Source organism: Pseudoalteromonas sp. NH0006-46, from assembly GCF_057547735.1.
Map to the genome: position 1 here is coordinate 937,304 of NZ_BAAJML010000001.1, position 19,145 is coordinate 956,448.

Below are 19,145 nucleotides of genomic sequence, written 5' to 3' on the forward strand. Positions count from 1 at the left end.
ACTAAAAGTGTCAGCAGAAATCATATTAGAAAATGAAATTGGGGCTATTGAAGCTCCAGCAGGATGCGGAAAAACTCAACTCATAGTTGAAGTTTTAGCGATTCCAACTATTAAGCCATATTTGGTTTTAACCCATACAAATGCTGGCGTTACTGCTCTTCGAAAGAGGCTGACTAGAGCAAGAGTTCCTGCAAAAAATTACGTATTATCGACCATTGATGGCTGGTCTGTGAGAATCGCGAGTAGTTTTAGCCACAATTGTCAAATAGCCTCACCCGTTGAAAACTCTCGAACGTATTACCCTGAATTAAGAAGTGTGGTGAGTCGTTACTTGGCTACTGGAAGTCTGCATGAAGTGATCAGAGCATCATACTCACGTCTGATTGTTGATGAATACCAAGACTGTAACCAAGAACAACACAATATTGTTTGCTCTATTGCACAGTGCATCCCAACTACAGTTTTAGGGGATCCAATGCAGTTGATTTTCAATTTTAGAGGTACGCAGATTCCTAATTGGCAAGGTCAGGTCTTAAATCATTTCCCGCTGCTAACCGAGTTGAATACACCTTGGCGCTGGATAAACGTACAAAACCAAGAGCTAGGTGAGTGGGTGTTGGAATGCCGTAGGAGATTGATAACCGGAAACAGTATTGATTTAAGGCATAGCCCTAACTCGGTATCGCATATTCAACTAAGCCAAAATCATCAAGAAAATATGCGATTGAAGAGTACAGCACAATACCAGCTTAGAAACGCTTATCCGCAAGATTCTCTGTTAGTTATTGGTGATTCAATAAACGCAAACTCAAGACATTTATATGCGAGTCAAAATAACGGGATTAATGTGGTTGAACCCGTTGATTTAAGAGATTTAATTACTTTTGCTGGACAGCTAGATGTTGAACTAGGCGAGCAATTAGCGACTAGCGTAGTCAATATTTTTGGAGCACTGGCTACCGGAATTGGTGCTTCAACTTGGATTCCAAGAATAAGGACAATATTAGCAGGTAGAAACAGAAGCGCACCAAGCCTGACCGAAGCAGCAATAGTCGCATTTATTCAAACGAAAGCAGCGGCTAACTTTTTGGCAATTATGAATGCTGTTGATGCTGACAATAATATTAGAGTCTATCGACGTGCGGCATTCAGGGCATTAAATAGTGCCATTAATAGCGTTGTTTGCGATCCATCCTTGAGCTTCAAGCAGGGTATGGAAAAAGCCAGAGAAATTCTACGTCAACGAGGTGACACCCGTATTCCTAATTTGGCTATAGGTAGTACTCTGTTACTCAAGGGCTTGGAAGCAGATCACAGTTTAATCATTGATGTTACTAACATGAATAGCCAAAATTTATATGTTGCCTTATCAAGAGGTGCTAAAACCATATCTATTGCAAGCTCTACTACAGCACTTCCATAATTGCTTCTTTGCAACTGTTCAGCCAACTCGTTTTTGTCCAAAAACGAGTTTACCCGACCCTCCGCTTTTCGCTCAAATAAGACCCCGAAAAATGGCTCATATAGCTATCTAGGTTAACGCTTTCAAAAAACAGAAGTATATTTCCGATAACTACCTTTGAATTCCTATAAGCGGAAGTTTGCTTCCGAAATATAGCAATATTGGGTTAGAAACCGGAAGTTTACTTCCGTTTTGTACTTTAAGTTTATAAACCGGTGTTTAATGAAAGCTGGGAAGTCTAGAGGTACAAGCAAACATTGGGTTATTAAATTTAATAATTAGCTTTTAGCTAAATTTAGAAAAACTTTAAAGCTGGTAGTTTGATTATTTGAACTGACCTCTATATTTCCACCGTTTGCTTGCGCTAGAGCTTTAACTATTGCAAGCCCTAAACCAGCTCCATCGCTGTGTCGTTGGCGCGATTTATCGGGTCGATAAAAGCGGTCAAATAAATAAGGTAAATGCTCAGAAGGTATTCTCTCCCCAGTATTAATCACTGAAATACATATTTTTTCAGCGGTAAATATTTCACTATTTACTGTGATTGATGAGCCTTTTGGGGCATACCTTATTGCATTGGATAGGAGGTTTGATAATAATTGGCGAAAGTGTAATTTGTCACAATAAAAACAAAGGTTTTGACCTTTTTTCTTAAATGTAATCAATGAGTCTTCAGCCAAAGCATCAAAGTACTCAAATAATGCTTCAATTTCATCATGGCTTTTTAGAGTATTTTGAACGGGTTTAACCAGTCCATTCTGAGTTTTTGCAAGCCAAAGCATATCACTAACCATCTTAGTTAGTCGTTCCAGCTCTTCTAGATTAGAAAACAATAATTCTTGATACTCTAACAACTGTCTTTTTTTAGATAAACCAACCTGTGTTTGAGTGATTATATTTGTTAGTGGAGTACGTAACTCATGCGCAATATCACTAGAGAAATTTGATAAACGAATAAATTCACCTTGGAGCCTGTCGAGCATCGAGTTAAACGACTGCACCATATTAACAAGCTCAATAGGCACTTTATTTTCATCAAGCCTTACATCCATCTTATTAGTTTGGATGTCATGCATTTTCTGACTCAAACCTCGTAAAGGGTTCAATCCTTGATGTATAGCAAACCAAGCCACCAATAAAATGAGTACCGCAGAGCCAAACATAATAGCCCAAAGACTTTGTTGAAATTGATTGAGAAAGTGTAAATGAAAGCTCATGTCTATCGCTGTAGTAATTTTGTATTGCTGTTGCCCAGTACTTAAATTACTCACCAGAGCTCGGTAGGTGTGGGTATCATTTTGCCATGAGGTAATGTTGTTACGGTTAAAGCCAGCTGAAGCATTAGCACTCATTACAAAATCACTAAAATCTCGTTCAGAACTTTGAAAAATGAGCTCTCCTTTTGCGGTATTTACCTGATAGTAAACACCGTGATGACCCGCTACAGCGTTAGATAATTCATTTTTAAGTTTCAGGTTTGATTTATACTGTTGTCTTAAAACTAATTCAATAGATTGATTAATAACATGCAGTTCACTACTATCTTGCTGGAAAAAATGATGTTTTATCGAACTATTTATTAAGGTGGCAACTAAAGTTAAGCACGCAATAACGGTTACAGCGACAAACAACACAACACGCATCGTAAGTGATAAAGGCCGTGACTTAATAGCCATCAGTTTCAACCTCTAATTTATAGCCCATACCACGAACCGTATGAATTAATTTAACAGTAAAGTCATCATCAACTTTTGCTCTTAGCCTACGAATGGCAACATCAATCACATTGGTGTCGCTATCAAAATTCATATCCCATACTTGAGAAGCAATTAACGAACGTGGCAGTACTTCACCTTCGCGCCGTAACAATAGTTCAAGTAAGCTAAACTCTTTATTACTCAATAAAATACGCTTGCCTGCACGTTGTATTTTTCGCTTTGGAATATCCATTTCTAAATCAGCAACTATCAGTATATCGTCAACTGTTTGTACTACACCACGGCGAATAAGAGTGCGTACTCTTGCTAAAACTTCAGCAAAAGCAAAAGGCTTTATTAAATAGTCATCAGCACCAAGTTCGAGCCCCTTTACTCTATCGTCTATACTATCGCGAGCAGATAAAAATAGTACTGGGGTTTTGTTATCTGCTTCACGTAGCGACTGTAAAATTTTCCAACCGGATACGTCAGGTAACATGACATCAAGTATTATTACATCAAATAAGTCGGTCATTGCTAGGTGATGACCGTCAAGTCCATTGCGCGCCAAAGAAACCTGAAAACCAGCTTCACTTAGCCCCTGTTTTAAATAATCTCCTGTCTTTGATTCATCTTCAACAACTAATAAGCGCATACAATTCCTTCATTAAAGTCCTAACAACTACCTCTGCAAATATTATGCAGTATCTGTCACTACAGCAACATGACACCAACATTACAACTTTGTAATGTTCGCGTCATGTTTAAGACAGGTCTATTTTCTATACTCAATACATATTCTGGTATGAAGGAGTAAGGAAATGGGGTTTAAAAAGTCATCACAACAGGTTAGCACACCACGAAGACGATTTGTTCAAGGCTTAATTGCAGGAGGTGTACTTGCTGCTTTTCCGAGTGTATTACATGCTGCATCATCTTTAGTAACAGGAACAATAACAGGCACTGTGCCCGAACTTAGCGGCAAAGTAATTGATCTGGTTATAGATGAATCGCCGGTTAACTTTACTGGCGTAGTACGTATGGCGACAACTATCAATGGCTCTATACCCGCCCCTACCTTGCGCCTCAAAGAAGGCGATGACGTTACTATTAGAGTAACAAATAAGTTATCAGTACCGAGTTCAATTCATTGGCATGGCATTATTTTACCGTATCAAATGGATGGCGTACCTGGTATCAGTTTTAAAGGCATTATGCCTGGCGAAACCTTTGTTTATAAATTTAAATTACAACAAAGCGGTACATATTGGTATCACTCACATAGTGGCTTTCAAGAAATGACTGGCATGTACGGTGCATTAATTATTGAACCGCGGGAAAAAGATATTATTAGTGCAGATAACGAGCATGTTATTCAATTATCTGATTGGACTGATGATGACCCAATGGCGCTGTTCCGCAAATTAAAAATACAGAGTGATGTATTTAACTTCAATCAGCCCACTGTTCCAGAATTTTTTGATGACGTTTCAAATAGCGGTGTTTCGAATGCTTTGCAACGCCGCAAAATGTGGAATCAAATGAGAATGAATCCTACAGATTTAGCTGACTTATCTGCATCAGCAATGACCTTTTTAATGAACGGTAGTACGCCAATGTCAAATTGGCGAGGAATGTTTAAAGTTGGAGAAAAAGTAAGACTTAGGTTTATTAATGGCTCAAGCAATACTTTTTTTGACGTTCGTATTCCAGAACTAAAACTAACAGTTGTACAAGCTGATGGGCAAAACGTTGAACCAGTGACAGTTGATGAATTTAGATTCGGCCCTGGTGAGACCTACGACGTAATTGTTGAGCCTAAAAATGATGCCTATACGATTTTTGCTCAAAGTATGGATCGCTCTGGTTACGCAAAAGGAACTTTATCAAGCTCGCCTAATATTGATGCGCCAGTACCTGCACTTGACCCTGTTGAATGGTTAACGATGACCGATATGATGGGCAATATGACCCACGGCGGTGAGCATTCTGCAATGGCAGGTATGGCTGGCATGTCAGGTATGAACTCTAAAGAAATGGATCATAGCGCTATGGAGCACGGTGCAATGGCGATGGATCATAGCAAACATGGTATGTCTGAAAACCCATTGGCAGTTGCCAGCCCTAAAGTGCGTCATGCCAAAACGGAGTATGGAGCTTCAGTTGATATGCGCGTTGATATGCCTAGAACAAATCTTGATGATCCTGGTATTGGTTTACGTAAAAATGGTCGCCGTGTTTTAACACTTGCAGATTTACACTCACTTGAAGGGGTCACTAACCAGCAAGAGCCAGAAGCTGAAATTGAGTTGCATTTAACCGGAAATATGGAACGTTATAGCTGGTCATTTGATGGCTTAGAATTTGGTAAAAGCACGCCAGTGCATATGAAGCATAACCAACGTTTAAGAGTTATTTTACAAAACGATACCATGATGACGCACCCTATGCATCTGCATGGTATGTGGAGTGATTTAGAAAACGAGCAAGGTGATGTGCAAGTGCGACGTCATACAATACCTGTTCAACCCGCACAAAGAATCAGCTTTTTAACCACCCCTCACGATGTAGGGCGCTGGGCTTGGCATTGCCATTTATTATTCCATATGGATGCCGGCATGTTTAGAGAGGTAGTCGTATCATGAAACAATTAAAACTATCTAAATCATTTAGTTTATTAATGTTAACTGGGGCTTCATTAATTAGTTTCCCTTTATTAGCGCAAAGTGAAATGGCACAAATGAATAGCGCTAAGATGCAACCACAAGGAGGAAGTGCACCTAAAGATGCAAGAGACCCCCATGCTTACTCTGCGGGAACAACTTTAACAGAAGGCCCATATGCGCTTGAGGGCAATGAGCGATTAACACTCGCTGATGAGCATCCATTTTACGCATTACTAGGCGATCGTCTTGAATATAACGAGCAAGCAAACGCAGGTGTATTTGACTTACAAGCATGGTACGGCACTACCTTTGATCGATTGGTAATTAAAACCGAGGGTGATTTCAGCGAAGGAAGTATTGAAGAAAACCAAACCGATATTTTATGGGGTCACGCCGTATCAGCATATTGGGATACTCAAGCAGGTGTTCGTCTTGATTACAATAAAGAAGGTGAAAATCGGCAATGGTTGGCTTTTGGCTTACAAGGTTTAGCCCCTTATTGGTTTGAACTTGATATGACAGCATACGTAGGTGAGCGAGGCAATACCGCATTTACGTTAGAGGCAGAGTACGAACTACTACTCACGCAAAAGCTAATTATACAACCGCGAGCCGAAATTACACTTTATGGCAAAAACGATAAACAAAACGAGCTTGGAAGTGGCCTATCAAGCAGCGCGATTGGCTTTAGGGTTCGTTATGAATTTACACGCCAGTTTGCGCCCTATATTGGCGTTGAATGGGGCAATAAATTTGGCAATACCGCCGACTATGCCACATCAAGTGGACAAAGTAGCAACAACACCGCATTTGTTGCGGGTATTAAATTTTGGTTTTAATCATTTTAAATAAGAGGTAATTATGAAGTTTTTTAACTCTGCAGTAGCCATTTTAGGTTTAGTGCTTACATTTTCCGCATCAGCGCATATATCACTCAAGCAATCAATACCTGCACAAGAAGCCATGTTAATGCAAGGACCAGAGGAACTTTCGTTAATTTTTAGTGGTGAAGTAAGGCTAGCAAAAGTCATCATCAAAGATGAAAAAAATAAAACAATAAACTTTGATTTCAAACCCAGCGCCACCCCAAGCACAGACTTTAATTGGTCATTACCGAGCCTAGCCCAAGGCACTTACACGGTTAAATGGACAGCACTGGGTGGTGATGGACATAAAATGACTGGCACGTTTAGATTTATGGTACATAAAAATGAATCGCATAAGATGATGCAAGAACAATCTAATACCCACAGCAAACATAATCATTAAGTAGCAACATCATGCAATTAAGTGAATGGTCAGTGCTCTTACTATTATTAAAACTAGCAAGCTATATAGCAATTGTAGGGCTTGCGGGCACTTTATTAATGCGCTTTATGTGTGGCAACAGCAATGTTGCAGGGCATCACTTAATTAGCTTTCATCAGTTCTTAAAACGTTGGCAAATTACGTGTGTAGTTACAGGTAGTATTGCTGCACTTTTACAAGTACCTATAGAAGCTGGAGCAATGGCTGAATCAGGCTTTATGGGAATGTTTGACCCCTTTATGCTTGAAATTGTTTGGCAATCAGTCATAGGTGACCAAGCAAGGTTTAGAATACCAGCGCTTATTATTGCTCTAATTAGCGCATGTATGTGGAATGTGGAATCAGATGATAACGTAGCAGGTTATAAAAACGATGCCGTTATACTAATCATGCTTGGGTTTATCGCTTATAGCTTCACTTTTACTGGGCACAGCGCAAACGAAAATGGGTTAGTGAAAAGTATTTTAACCTTTCACCTTATTGCCATTGCGAGCTGGTTAGGGTCATTGTGGCCGCTTTACAAAAGCTGCACTTTACTACCTACCAGTGAAGTAAAGCGGTTAATGCATTACTTTGGTCAACTCGCTATTGTTATTGTATTTGTACTACTTATTTCGGGCTTAACTCTGCTCCTGCAGTACCTAGAGTCATTTTCTGCATTGTTTACATCAGATTATGGGCAACTAATTTTATTAAAGCTGTTACTCGTCAGCGCGATGCTGCTCCTAGGTGCATGGCATAAGCTTTTTTTAGTCCCGCAAATCACTCAACAACACCATATAAGTATATTAAAACGCTCGATTACTGTTGAAATAGTAATTGCCCTGTTTGTACTTATTACAACAAGTGTATTTACCACACTTGTTGGTCCGCCTATTTAACGATTAATAAAAAGGGAAACGTATGTTAATTAAATCCTTTAATTTAAAAATTTTATTGCTACTAATTTTTAGCACTGTTAGTTCTTTTACTGTTAGTGCACATGACGATGAAAAATATTCAAAAAAAGGCAAGGCCTTTGTCAATGTTGATAGCGAGGCTGCAAAAACAGTCAGCCTATTTCATGCATCTCTAAAACAAGGTAATCGCGAAGCTGCACGTAAATTACTGGCCGACGATGTCATCATTTTTGAAGGCGGAAGTGTTGAGCGTTCTGCAGATGAATACGCGAAACATCATATGATAGCGGATATGAAATTCTTAAGTGCTGTTAATAGTGAACTACTAGAGCATCAAGTTTACACAAATGGAGACATAGCTTACTCAATTTCAAGAAGTAAAACTCAAGGAAAGTACAAAGGAAAAGATATTAAGTCTATGGGAATGGAATCAATCACATTAAAAAACACCGATACAGGTTGGAAAATCACTCATATTCATTGGTCAAATTAAGGAGTTAACAATGCGAGTAATCTACATTACCTCAGCGTTATTTTTATCATTAACTATGTCATTTTCGGCGATAAGTATCGAAAAACAACATAAAGCATTAATAACTTATGAGAATTCAGAAAAACCTAAAATTGAGCTTACCGTTTATAAAAGTAAAAATTGTGGATGTTGTAATAAGTGGATTGCTCATTTGAGCGAAAACAATATTCAAACAAAAGCAATTAACGTCAATGACATGGGGACGATTAAATCTCAGTATCAAATAAAATCAAATATGCGGTCATGCCATACAGCCGTTTCAGCCGATGGATTTGTATTTGAAGGTCATGTTCCCGCCAAACATATAAAACAGTTTTTAGCTGAACAACATCCTGAAAAGACGATAGGGCTCTCTGTTCCCGCTATGCCTGCTGGTACGCCAGGTATGGAAATGGGCGATCGCTTTTATAAATATAATATTGAAATGCTTACGCACGATTTACAGCAAAATACTTATAAGCATATTAGCAAATACGCTGAGCAGTTTTAACACTTATGGCACAACTCTTGATGTAATATTAAACATTGATTCAATGATTAAATATATAGTGGGTTTACGCCTAATAACCTGTAAGAATTACCCATTGGTATAAATGATATACAAAGTAAATGATAGAAAGGAGCCATCTAATGTCGCAGTATTTAAAGTTTTTCTTAATGATAGCCACATCAACATTAGTCATGTTTGTACTGATGTATTTGAATACTTATCAGCTAAGTCATGTTTTTTTTAGTGAAACTCGCACTTATATGGCGCTTTATATGGGAGCCATGATGGCAGTGATAATGCTACTTTTCATGCTCAATATGTATAAAGATAAAAAGAAAAATATAACAGTACTCATTGCTAGTGTTACCGTATTTGCGGGAAGTTTATTTTTAGTTCGATCACAAGCGACTGTTGATGATAGCTCATGGATGTCGGCGATGATCCCACATCATTCAATTGCAATACTCACCAGTGAAAGGGCAAAAATCAAAGATAAGCGAGTCCAAGAGCTTGCAACAAATATTATTGAGGCACAGCGTCGTGAGATTAAAGAAATGCAGTGGTTACTAAAGGATATAGAGAAAAATGGCCTAGCAGAAACTCAGGAGCAAGCACAATCTAGGACCGTACCGGATTTTAATGCTAAGTAAAATTTTATACCAATACATAAAAGGGAGCTAAACATGAGTAAATCAGCCCAACTTTTTAGAATGGCCACAGATGAGCATATTTGTCCGTTTGGTTTAAAATCAAAAGACCTACTAGAGCGAGAGGGATATACAGTTGATGATCAGCTATTAACTTCTCGAGAGCAAACAGATGAATTTAAAAAACAACACAGTGTAGAAACTACACCTCAAACATTTATTGATAATAAACGTATAGGTGGCTATGACGACTTACTCGATTACTTTGATAAGCCAAAAGCTGGGCAAGAAGGTACAACTTACACGCCCGTGATTGCGATTTTTTCGGTTAGTTTTTTGCTTAGTGTGGCATTTAGTTTTGCAGCGAATAATAGCTTATTATCAATGCAAACCGCTGAACTGTTTGTAGCCCTAACAATGGCAGTGTTAGCAATACAAAAGCTTCAAGACTTATTTAGCTTTACTAATTCATTTATAACCTATGACTTAGTCGCTATGAAAGTAGTCAGGTACGCCTATGTTTACCCATTTTTAGAAGCATTTGTTGGCATTGGAATGATAGCCGGATTACCAGCCTATATTATTGCCCCTATTTCATTGTTCATAGGTGGGGTTGGTGCTGTTTCAGTGATAAAAGCAGTCTATATAGATAAACGAGAGTTAAAATGTGCGTGTGTAGGCGGTGACAGTAACGTACCACTAGGGTTTATCTCCCTAACAGAAAACCTGTTTATGATCGCTGCCGGTATTTGGATGTTTGTTAAGTAAACAACAGCTTTAATTTAAAAACATGATGATGTACTAGTGTGATTACCAAGGGATTATGTCGCTCTAATTACCGAGCGACTTTGTCGTAAATAGCATATCAGCTGTACTAGCTCATATCAGATCTCACAGTTTAAGTGAATAAGTTTAGACTTCATCAGGCAGACTGCTATGAGCGAAAAGCAGACATTGACCGTTAATCGTTTCAACGACGGCAATTAGCCATACGTTGCATGTTTGCTCCCTTACTGGTTTTACGATATCCAAAACCGACATAACGACCATTAAGCAAATACCAAAGTAAAATAGGTATGTGCTTCAATCATATAGCCAAAGAGGATAAAGCGTTAATAGCACTGCTACAGGCCCTAGAATGCTGAAGACAGCTCTGGTATGGTTTTTATTTTTGTGCCAGTTGTATAAGTTTACCAATAGTTCCAAAGATGCAAAAATAGGTAAAAGCGTATTTACAGCTATTCCTTCGAAGTGAGAGAAGAAGCCTAGTCCTAATGCCGATGCAAGTGACCTTAATGCAGGGAAGCAGGCCGTGCCGCTAGCCAAACGCCACTAGAGCCTACTCTGTCTAATATTTTATTTATCATTTGAAAGTCTATTGGTTGATATTACCATCATTCTAAACTCCGTATATAAGTACGGAGTCAATCATTTTAATGAATCAATTATGGGGCAATGTGTTGGATCTTCGTTTTGCATACAGGTATTTGTCATATCCACAATTACTTTCTCTAAACGTTGAAGGTCATTAATTTTGTCTCGAATGATTGCTAACTTTTGTCGGCTTAATAGCTCAACTTGAGTGCAGTTGCTGTCCATAGACATTAGCGATTTTATTTCTCTTAACGTAAAGCCGAGCGCTTTGGCTTTTGTGATAAACCTAAGTTGTCCTGCTATTGTTTCGTCATATTGTCTATAACCAGATATTGGTTTTTCAGGTTGTGTAATCAGCCCTTCTCGTTCATAAAAACGAATGGTTTCTACATTTAAATTTAATGATTGTGCTAATTTGCCAATGGTTTACATTATTGCCTTTGTGAATACTACTAATCTAAAGTTATATTTAGTTTAGCTATCCAATGATTTGATAATGCCGCACGCTTCAATTGTATTGTCTGAACCACAAGCACTTGCCATCTGTTGTAATTCAGCTTTAAGCGCCCTTAATTCTTTCATACGTTTATTCACTAGTGCAAGTTGCTGATCAATTAATGCATTAACGCTAGAGCAGCTTTCTTCTGGCTTATTTTTTAATTCGATAAGACGTTTAATATCATTGAGTGATATATCTAGGCTGCGACAATGCTTTACGAATTCCAATTGTTTAAGTGCTTTACTATCATACAGCCTGAAATTACCTTCTGAACGGTTTGGATTTAACAGTAATCCTTCTCTTTCATAATATCTAATCGTTTGTATTGAACAGCCCGATTTTTTTGACAATTCGCCTATTTTCATCAATTTCCCCCAGACATTTGACTCTATAGTTACTATAGGATCTATAGTATAGGTATGCAACGAAAGGGATATATAAAAATGACTGAGAAATATTTAAACAATACGAATATCGTTAATTTTGAACACAAAGATATCCAATCCCTGATCGATCAACGAGGGTGGAAAAATTTGGATAATTTCAACAAAATTGGTGCCGCTTATCAGTTTGTAAAAGATGAAATAATGTTTGGCTATAACAAGAGTGATGATATTTCAGCAAGCGATGTGCTAGCAGATGGTTATGGACAATGTAATACTAAGGGTAATCTGTTAATGGCACTATTGCGTGGACTAGGTATCCAGTGTCGTTTCCAAGGTTTTACCATTGATCAGCAACTATAAAAAGGTGCTATCCTAAGCTTGTATTTTGGTTAGCACCTAAATACATCATTCATAGTTGGGTAGAAGTTTACTTTGAAGGGCGTTGGATAAACTTAGAGGGCTTTATATTGGATGAGCAATACTTAAGCTCACTACAGCAGAAATTTAGCCAAGCAAAAGATGAGTTTTGTGGTTATGGTGTTGCAACAAAGTGCTTATCTTCACCCGGTACGGATTGGCGTGGAGAGGATACCTATATTCAAAAAGAAGGTATTCATGACGACTTTGGGCTTTATGATTCACCAGATAAGTTCTATCTCGAGAAAGGTACTAATCTATCAGGTGTAAAACGTTGGTTGTATCAACGAGTGATCCGACATTTGATTAATATGAATGTATCAAAAATAAGAAATAAAAAAGTACTGGAGGTACAAAATGCACAACCATAGTCACAGTCATCAGCATGGTAAAGACGACCGGATTGGTTGGGCATTTTTCCTTAATGTGATATTTACCATTATCGAATTTATAGGTGGTTGGCTCACAAACAGTACGGCGATAATGGCGGATGCCGTTCACGATCTTGGTGATAGTCTTTCAATAGGTTTTGCGTGGATTTTAAGTCGTTTTTCAGATAAAGAAGCATCAGACAAATTCAGCTATGGTTATCGCCGACTTACACTTTTTGGTGCATTGGTAAATAGTATTGTTTTGATTATCGGCTCTATTTGGGTTTTATTTGAAGCAATACCTAAGCTGTCCAATCCTGAAATGCCTGTAGTTGAGGGGATGTTAGGGCTAGCCATACTCGGTGTTGCCGTAAATGGTTATGCGGTATTCAAATTAAAAGCGGGTGAAACACTAAATGAAAAAGTGCTGACATGGCACCTACTTGAAGATGTACTCGGTTGGGTTGCCGTTCTTATAGTCTCTATTGTATTGTTGTTCGTTGAACTGCCGATATTAGATCCTCTATTATCAATAGGGTTTACGCTGTTTATCTTATTTAACGTTTTCAAAAATCTTAAATCAACATTGGTGCTTTTTCTTCAAGCTGCACCCGATAAAGAGACCCAAGAGCGTATTAAGCAGTCATTAATTGAATTTCCTGAAGTAAATGGTATACACCATATGCATTTTTGGTCACTGGATGGTGAAAGTCACGTTTTAACAGCGCACCTTGAGCTGAGTGACAACTTTGACGTTAAAGAATTAATTAAGCTTAAACAAGAGGTTGCAGCTAAATTATCTTCCTATCATTTATCGCATACGACGATAGAGTTTGAGTTTTTAAATGAAAATTGTAGGGATGAAGCAGAGTAAGTTTTATCAATAAAATTTTGGAGCATACAATATAAAAAGCAGCTTAATTAGGCATAACTTAGTAATTAAGCTGCTTTTTTGCTTTTAGATTTCGTCGGATTGCTGTTTGTTACTCTCAGCGCCATGCGCCCATTGATATAAAATAGGCAATACAAACAAAGTTAAAATGGTAGAAGATACAATACCGCCGATAACAACTGTTGCTAGTGGTCGTTGTACTTCTGCACCAATTCCAGTGTTTAACGCCATTGGAATAAAACCTAAACTTGCGACCAGTGCCGTCATTAAAATAGGTCTTAAACGAATGATGGCACCTTCAATGATCGCTACGTATAGGTCGCCTTTTTCATGCCAAAGATCTCGAATAAAAGCCAACATAACCAAGCCATTTAATACTGCGACACCTGACAATGCAATGAAGCCGACACCTGCCGAAATTGATAAGGGCATGTCTCTTAAATAAAGTGAAAATACGCCCCCTGTTAATGCTAAAGGCACGCCACTGAAAATGATTAATGCATCTTTTAATGAACCAAATGCTATAATCAAAATACCTAGGATAACAACCAATGTTATCGGTACAACTAGGCTTAATCGCTTACTTGCTGATTCTAGTTGTTCAAACGTTCCACCATAATCAAGCCAGTATCCTGCTGGAATTTCTCCTTCCTGATTAATTTTAGCTTTAACTTCTTTTACAAAACCGCCTAAATCTCTACCACGAACATTGACGGTAACCACAACTCTTCTTTTTCCGTTCTCTCGGCTAATCTGCGCGGGTAAAGACTCTGATTTAAGCTCTGCAACTTCTTCAATTGGCACATAGTTACCATTCTCAAGTGGAAGCGGCAGATGCTTCAAGCTATCGATATCCGTTCTTATTTGCTCTGGTAGGCGAACAACTAACTCAAACCGTCTGTCACCTTCATAAATGATCCCCGCAGATTCACCGCCAATCGCAGTGGCAACCCAGTCTTGCAATTCGGTAACGTTCAATCCATACCTACCAAGCGCTTCTCGTTTAGGAATTACTGATAAAGATGGAACACCTGTGACCTGTTCCATTCGAGCATCAGCGGCACCATCCACGGTTTTCACAATATTTAGAATATCTTTTGCGGTAAGTAATAACCGATCCAAATCATCACCAAATATTTTGATGCCGACATCAGCTCTAACGCCAGAAATCAATTCATTGAAACGCATTTGAATAGGCTGAGTGAATTCATAGTTGTTGCCTGGAATGTTTTTCAGTACTTTTTCCATTTCTTCAACTAATTCACTTTTTGGTTTTGAAGGTTCGGCCCATTCTTTACGTGGTTTTAAAATAACAAAGATATCAGCAATACTCGGTGGCATTGGGTCGGTTGCTACTTCTGGTGTGCCAATGCGCGAGAATACTTTATCAACTTCAGGAAACGCTTTAATACGTTGCTCAAGTACTTCTTGCATTTCTACTGATTGCTCTAGGCCAGTCGATGGAATTCTTAATGCCTGTAGTGCAATATCACCTTCATTTAATTGAGGAACAAATTCTGTCCCAAGCGTAGTTGCTAACCAAAGGCTATACCCCATTAACAGCGTTGAGAATGAAACAATAATCCAACGAAATTTCATCGCCATTTTTAACAATGGTTCATAAATAGACTTGGTTGAACGAATAACTACACTTTCTTTTTCGCTGATTTTACCTTTCATAAACACAGCTACAGCAGCAGGAACCAGTGTAACTGAAAGGATCATTGCGGAAATTAACGCCATAACGACAGTTGCCGCCATAGGGTGGAACATTTTCCCTTCAACGCCAGTTAGCGTGAAAATGGGGATGTAAACAACAGTGATAATTGCCACACCAAACAAGCTTGGACGTATCACTTCTGAAGTGGCTTCAAAAACGGTATTTAGGCGTTCTCTTAAGTCTTGCCTATGACCGTTGTGTTGGGCCTGTGCTAACCTACGGACAGAGTTTTCAACGATGATTACAGCCCCGTCCACTATCAAGCCAAAGTCCAATGCGCCGAGACTCATTAAATTGGCAGATACTCCTGCTTGCACCATACCTGTGATTGTCATTAACATGGAAATAGGGATAACAGCAGCGGTAATGAGAGCTGCACGTAAATTTCCAAGTAGAATAAATAACACAACAATAACTAAAAGCGCACCTTCAACGAGGTTTTTGGTAACGGTTGCAATCGCTTTATCTACTAACGTTGTTCTGTCGTAAACAGGCTCTGCGGTAATGCCCTTTGGCAGAGATTTTTGTATTTCGCTGAGCTTATGTTCCACTTCTAAAGCAACGGTGCGAGAATTCTCACCAATCAGCATCATGGTTGTACCAAGCACTGTCTCAATGCCATTACGAGTAGCAGCCCCTGTTCTAAGTTCTTTGCCTATAGCAACATTGGCAACATCACTTATTTTTACAGGAATACCATCGTTCTTTTTGATGATGACATTGAGGATTTCATCCATTGTCGCAAGTTGCCCAATGGAGCGCACTAACACTTGTTGTCCGTTTTGCTCAATATAACCCGCGCCACGGTTATCATTATTTTTACGTAATGCATCAGAAACGTCTTCAAAGCTTACCTGATGAAAAAGTAATTTTTCGGGTTTCGGCGTTATATGATACTGCTTGTTATAGCCGCCGATGCTGTTGACCTCAATGACGCCTTTAACTTGAGCCAATTGCGGTTTAATGATCCAGTCTTGTATTTCTCTTAAGGCAATAGCGGTATAAGGCTCTCCATTAGGCATTTTAGCGTCAGGAGAAGCTTGTACGGTATACATAAATATTTCACCAAGCCCTGTGGAAATAGGACCCATCTCTGGCTCTAAGCCAGAGGGAATAACGCCTTTTATCGCAGCTAATCTTGCATTGATTAAGTTGCGTGCGAAATAAATATCGGTTCCCTCTTCAAAGATAACGGTCACCTGGGATAAACCATATCTTGAAAGAGAGCGGGTGTGAGACAGCTTTGGTAGTCCAGCTAATGCGTTTTCTACTGGAAAAGTTACCCTTTGCTCCGCTTCTAAAGGTGAATAACCGGGGGCAGAGGTATTTATTTGTACCTGTACGTTTGTTATATCTGGAACAGCATCAATGGGAAGTTTTTGATAACTCCACATACCAACGCCGATGATTACCATCAGCAAGCTTAATACTAAATAGCGCCTATTTATTGCAAGACGCAAAATTGATTCAATCATATTGCGTCTCCTAATCGTCGTCTTCTACTTCAGATTTCAAGATATCTGCTTTAATCAGATAACTGTTTTTGTTTACATATTCAGCGTCTTTACTGAGGCCATCAATGACCTCGATATAGTTTTTGTCTGAACGACCAAGGACAAGTGGTGCAAACTCGTACTCTTCATCTTCTTTTACAAAGACACCTAATTGTCCACCTAGCTCTTGTATGGCAACTTTCTCGACCGCTAAATCCACCTCAAATTGGTTTATCTTTACGTTGCCTTTTAATAATTGACCTGACGTTAGCTTTAACTCAGTGTTGTTTAATCGTACCCGTGCTAAAACATAAGGCTGATCTTTAGCTGGAATAATATTAGTGATGACTGAACTGAATGCGTGTTCACCTTGCTCAATATCAACATGCTGACCGACTTTGATTTGATTATATTGGCTGGTAAACACCTTAAATTCAGCCCACAAGGTGTCAAATTTGACGATTTCAAACAAGCTAGTGTTTTGCGTGATACCGCCAATATTTCCATTTCGCTGTAAAACAGTCCCAGAAACAGGCGATGTTATTTTATAAGTATTTAAGCTCTCATTAGATTCAATAACGGCTAATAGATCGCCTTTTTTTACCGTATCACCAACAGTGAAGTTTATTGTCTTTATAACGCCGTTATATCTAGCGCCAACTTGAAATAATTGTTCAGCGCCTATCGTCGTAGAGCCGTATACAGGGATAGTTTGGTTCAACGTTTTTGAAGCTAAATAGGCTGTTTCAACACCAACCTTTTTTGCCATGTTATTGTCGATTTTGCTTATGCCTTCTTCGCCTTCATGTTCATCTTCACTAGCGAAAACACTTTGAATGGGTGATAGATACCCAATAAAAATCAATAGTGCGAGTAAATAGTTTTTCATTTTGAATTCCTAAACGATTCAGTTAATCACTGAATCAATAAATTGTTATTAAACTTAAAGTGATGTTTATTTAGAGTGACAGCGCTTCGTTTGTTAGTTTTTCTATCTCTGCGCCATAAATTAGGGCAGCAGATGCCGCATCAATGAGGGTTCGCCGAGCATTTAACAGCTCTTGTCTAGCCGATACATAATCAAGATATCCATATCGACCTTTTTGATAGGCGTCTTGAGTATCTTCCAGTGCATCTTCAAGCATTGGGATAACCGACTGCTTTAATGAATTAGCTGTTAATATGGCTTGTTTTCTATTGGAGTATGCTCGTAGTAAGTGATTTCTAAACCTCAACTTAGTCGCCTCTTTCTCTATGGCAACTTGGTCACGCTCTGCTAGCGCACTAGCGATTGCACCAGAATTTCGCTTTTCAGCAAACAAAGGTAAGCTAAAGCCAGCGACCAGTGCCGTATCATTGGCTTCTTGAGAGCGCCTAACACCAACAGACCATTTGATATTGGCCGTTGACTCTGTTTTAGCTAACTGTATTTCAGCCTCTTTTAGTCGCTGTTCACTTGCATAGATTTGAATAGCAGGGTTCTTCTCTAACTTCGCAAAAAGGCTGTTAAAGTCACTATCATTGCCAAACTGAAACAGATCTCCAGTTACTCTAGAGAATGACACTGATGTTTCTCCCCAGTAAGCTGATAAAGAAAGCTTTAGATATTCCAAGCGCTTTTGTTCAGATTGAAGGGTGAGGTTAGCCTGAGCAATAACTGCTTTTGAACGTTTCACTTCAGCCTCAGGGGTAGCACCTGCGCGGTTACGCTGAGATACAATCTCTAACGTTTCTTGTGCTAACTTCAATGCATTATCTGCCAATATCACTCTTTGTTGGGCAGCAAGTACTTCTACGTACTTCTCAGTGACTTGAGCCATTAAGTTAAGCGCAGAGACTTCTTTCTCAGCATTGAGTAGTACTCTTGATTTTGAAACAAGTCCAATTCGCGCTGAGCGTTTATCTCCCATTTCGATAACCGAAGATAGAGCGACTGTTAATTCAGCACTGTCGAATGCATTAAATTCACCTGAGCCTGCAAAGTTCTCAGCTTCAACTTCTAGTTCATAAGCGGGATTTAAACTTGCTGTTTGTTCTTGTCCTGTTAATGCCGCTTGCTTGAAATCAAATATTTTAAGTTCGGGATTTTGTTTAAGCGTCCACTGAATTGCTTCTTGAAGGTTTAACTGATTTTCAAACGCATAAACATTAAATGTAAAAAGTGACAAAGCGAGAAACGCGATATATTTAAGCCGAGGTGTTACACACCTCAAAATTGCTATCTTGCGATGCTCACAGGTATTAAGTGCCATGTATACTTTCCTATAAATTTATATGTGATATTTAGGTCAT

18 protein-coding genes and 1 pseudogene are annotated in these 19,145 nt (G+C 38.8%); 11 read left to right on the forward strand and 8 right to left on the reverse strand.

Features of this window, described 5'->3' with window-relative positions; translation table 11 throughout:
- Positions 1-7: 7 nt before the first annotated feature.
- Positions 8-1,423 carry a UvrD-helicase domain-containing protein gene (locus AC27I2_RS04380; protein WP_138569925.1) on the forward strand — a complete coding sequence of 472 codons (1,416 nt, stop codon included), beginning with the start codon at positions 8-10 and terminating at the stop codon, positions 1,421-1,423.
- 317 nt (positions 1,424-1,740) lie between these two features.
- On the opposite strand, the gene AC27I2_RS04385 is transcribed toward AC27I2_RS04380, so the two are convergent.
- Together AC27I2_RS04385 and AC27I2_RS04390 are read right to left on the reverse strand one after the other, a co-directional pair.
- Complete coding sequence (locus AC27I2_RS04385; RefSeq protein WP_055018910.1) at positions 1,741-3,138, reverse strand: heavy metal sensor histidine kinase; 1,398 nt, start codon at positions 3,136-3,138, stop codon at positions 1,741-1,743.
- Complete coding sequence (locus AC27I2_RS04390; protein ID WP_004588805.1) at positions 3,128-3,814, reverse strand: heavy metal response regulator transcription factor; 687 nt, start codon at positions 3,812-3,814, stop codon at positions 3,128-3,130. Before AC27I2_RS04390 ends, AC27I2_RS04385 begins: the two co-directional genes overlap by 11 nt.
- Before the next feature lie 166 nt (positions 3,815-3,980).
- On the opposite strand from AC27I2_RS04390, the gene AC27I2_RS04395 reads away from it, so the two are divergent.
- The 8 genes from AC27I2_RS04395 (at position 3,981) to AC27I2_RS04430 (ending at position 10,469) form a co-directional block, all read left to right on the forward strand.
- Positions 3,981-5,804, forward strand: coding sequence for a copper resistance system multicopper oxidase (locus AC27I2_RS04395; RefSeq protein ID WP_036972186.1), 1,824 nt, complete (start codon positions 3,981-3,983; stop codon positions 5,802-5,804).
- Positions 5,801-6,664 carry a copper resistance protein B gene (locus AC27I2_RS04400; RefSeq protein ID WP_036972184.1) on the forward strand — a complete coding sequence of 288 codons (864 nt, stop codon included), beginning with the start codon at positions 5,801-5,803 and terminating at the stop codon, positions 6,662-6,664. Before AC27I2_RS04395 ends, AC27I2_RS04400 begins: the two co-directional genes overlap by 4 nt.
- 22 nt (positions 6,665-6,686) lie before the next feature.
- Positions 6,687-7,094, forward strand: coding sequence for a copper resistance CopC family protein (locus tag AC27I2_RS04405; RefSeq protein ID WP_004588802.1), 408 nt, complete (start codon positions 6,687-6,689; stop codon positions 7,092-7,094).
- 11 nt (positions 7,095-7,105) lie between these two features.
- Positions 7,106-8,014 (forward strand): copper resistance D family protein, encoded by a 909-nt coding sequence (locus AC27I2_RS04410; protein ID WP_138569926.1) that lies wholly within the window; start codon positions 7,106-7,108, stop codon positions 8,012-8,014.
- A 22-nt stretch (positions 8,015-8,036) separates the two neighbouring features.
- A complete protein-coding gene (locus AC27I2_RS04415) occupies positions 8,037-8,525 on the forward strand; it encodes a YybH family protein (protein WP_008109928.1) in 489 nt (162 codons plus the stop codon).
- Between the two features lie 10 nt (positions 8,526-8,535).
- Complete coding sequence (locus tag AC27I2_RS04420; RefSeq protein WP_024032684.1) at positions 8,536-9,054, forward strand: DUF411 domain-containing protein; 519 nt, start codon at positions 8,536-8,538, stop codon at positions 9,052-9,054.
- Positions 9,055-9,194: 140 nt separating this feature from the next.
- Complete coding sequence (locus AC27I2_RS04425; protein ID WP_024032683.1) at positions 9,195-9,704, forward strand: DUF305 domain-containing protein; 510 nt, start codon at positions 9,195-9,197, stop codon at positions 9,702-9,704.
- A gap of 33 nt (positions 9,705-9,737) precedes the next feature.
- Positions 9,738-10,469, forward strand: a complete 732-nt coding sequence (locus AC27I2_RS04430) for a MauE/DoxX family redox-associated membrane protein (protein WP_024032682.1) — start codon at positions 9,738-9,740, stop codon at positions 10,467-10,469.
- Positions 10,470-10,784: 315 nt separating this feature from the next.
- Here AC27I2_RS04430 and AC27I2_RS04435 read toward each other — a convergent pair whose 3' ends face one another.
- The 3 genes from AC27I2_RS04435 to cadR form a co-directional block, all read right to left on the reverse strand.
- Positions 10,785-11,027, reverse strand: coding sequence for a MerC family mercury resistance protein (locus tag AC27I2_RS04435; protein WP_327077832.1), 243 nt, complete (start codon positions 11,025-11,027; stop codon positions 10,785-10,787).
- A gap of 102 nt (positions 11,028-11,129) precedes the next feature.
- Positions 11,130-11,498: a MerR family transcriptional regulator gene (locus tag AC27I2_RS04440; protein WP_028834999.1), complete on the reverse strand. Its 369-nt coding sequence runs from the start codon at positions 11,496-11,498 to the stop codon at positions 11,130-11,132.
- A 51-nt stretch (positions 11,499-11,549) separates the two neighbouring features.
- Entirely contained in the window at positions 11,550-11,939 is a 390-nt protein-coding gene (gene cadR, locus AC27I2_RS04445; protein ID WP_002962247.1) for a Cd(II)/Pb(II)-responsive transcriptional regulator, read from the reverse strand.
- A gap of 78 nt (positions 11,940-12,017) precedes the next feature.
- Between cadR and AC27I2_RS04450 the strand changes: the two are divergent.
- Positions 12,018-12,748, forward strand: a pseudogene (locus AC27I2_RS04450) (transglutaminase-like domain-containing protein).
- The gene (locus AC27I2_RS04455) at positions 12,735-13,622 is read left to right on the forward strand and encodes a cation diffusion facilitator family transporter (RefSeq protein ID WP_002962252.1); all 888 of its coding nucleotides are present in this window, start codon (positions 12,735-12,737) and stop codon (positions 13,620-13,622) included. Before AC27I2_RS04450 ends, AC27I2_RS04455 begins: the two are co-directional and overlap by 14 nt.
- 84 nt (positions 13,623-13,706) lie before the next feature.
- Here AC27I2_RS04455 and AC27I2_RS04460 read toward each other — a convergent pair whose 3' ends face one another.
- From AC27I2_RS04460 to AC27I2_RS04470, 3 genes are all read right to left on the reverse strand, one after another.
- Positions 13,707-16,835, reverse strand: a complete 3,129-nt coding sequence (locus tag AC27I2_RS04460) for an efflux RND transporter permease subunit (RefSeq protein WP_010557527.1) — start codon at positions 16,833-16,835, stop codon at positions 13,707-13,709.
- 10 nt (positions 16,836-16,845) lie between these two features.
- Positions 16,846-17,742: an efflux RND transporter periplasmic adaptor subunit gene (locus AC27I2_RS04465; RefSeq protein ID WP_036972173.1), complete on the reverse strand. Its 897-nt coding sequence runs from the start codon at positions 17,740-17,742 to the stop codon at positions 16,846-16,848.
- A gap of 70 nt (positions 17,743-17,812) precedes the next feature.
- Positions 17,813-19,105, reverse strand: coding sequence for a TolC family protein (locus AC27I2_RS04470; RefSeq protein ID WP_464708031.1), 1,293 nt, complete (start codon positions 19,103-19,105; stop codon positions 17,813-17,815).
- Positions 19,106-19,145 lie beyond the last annotated feature (40 nt).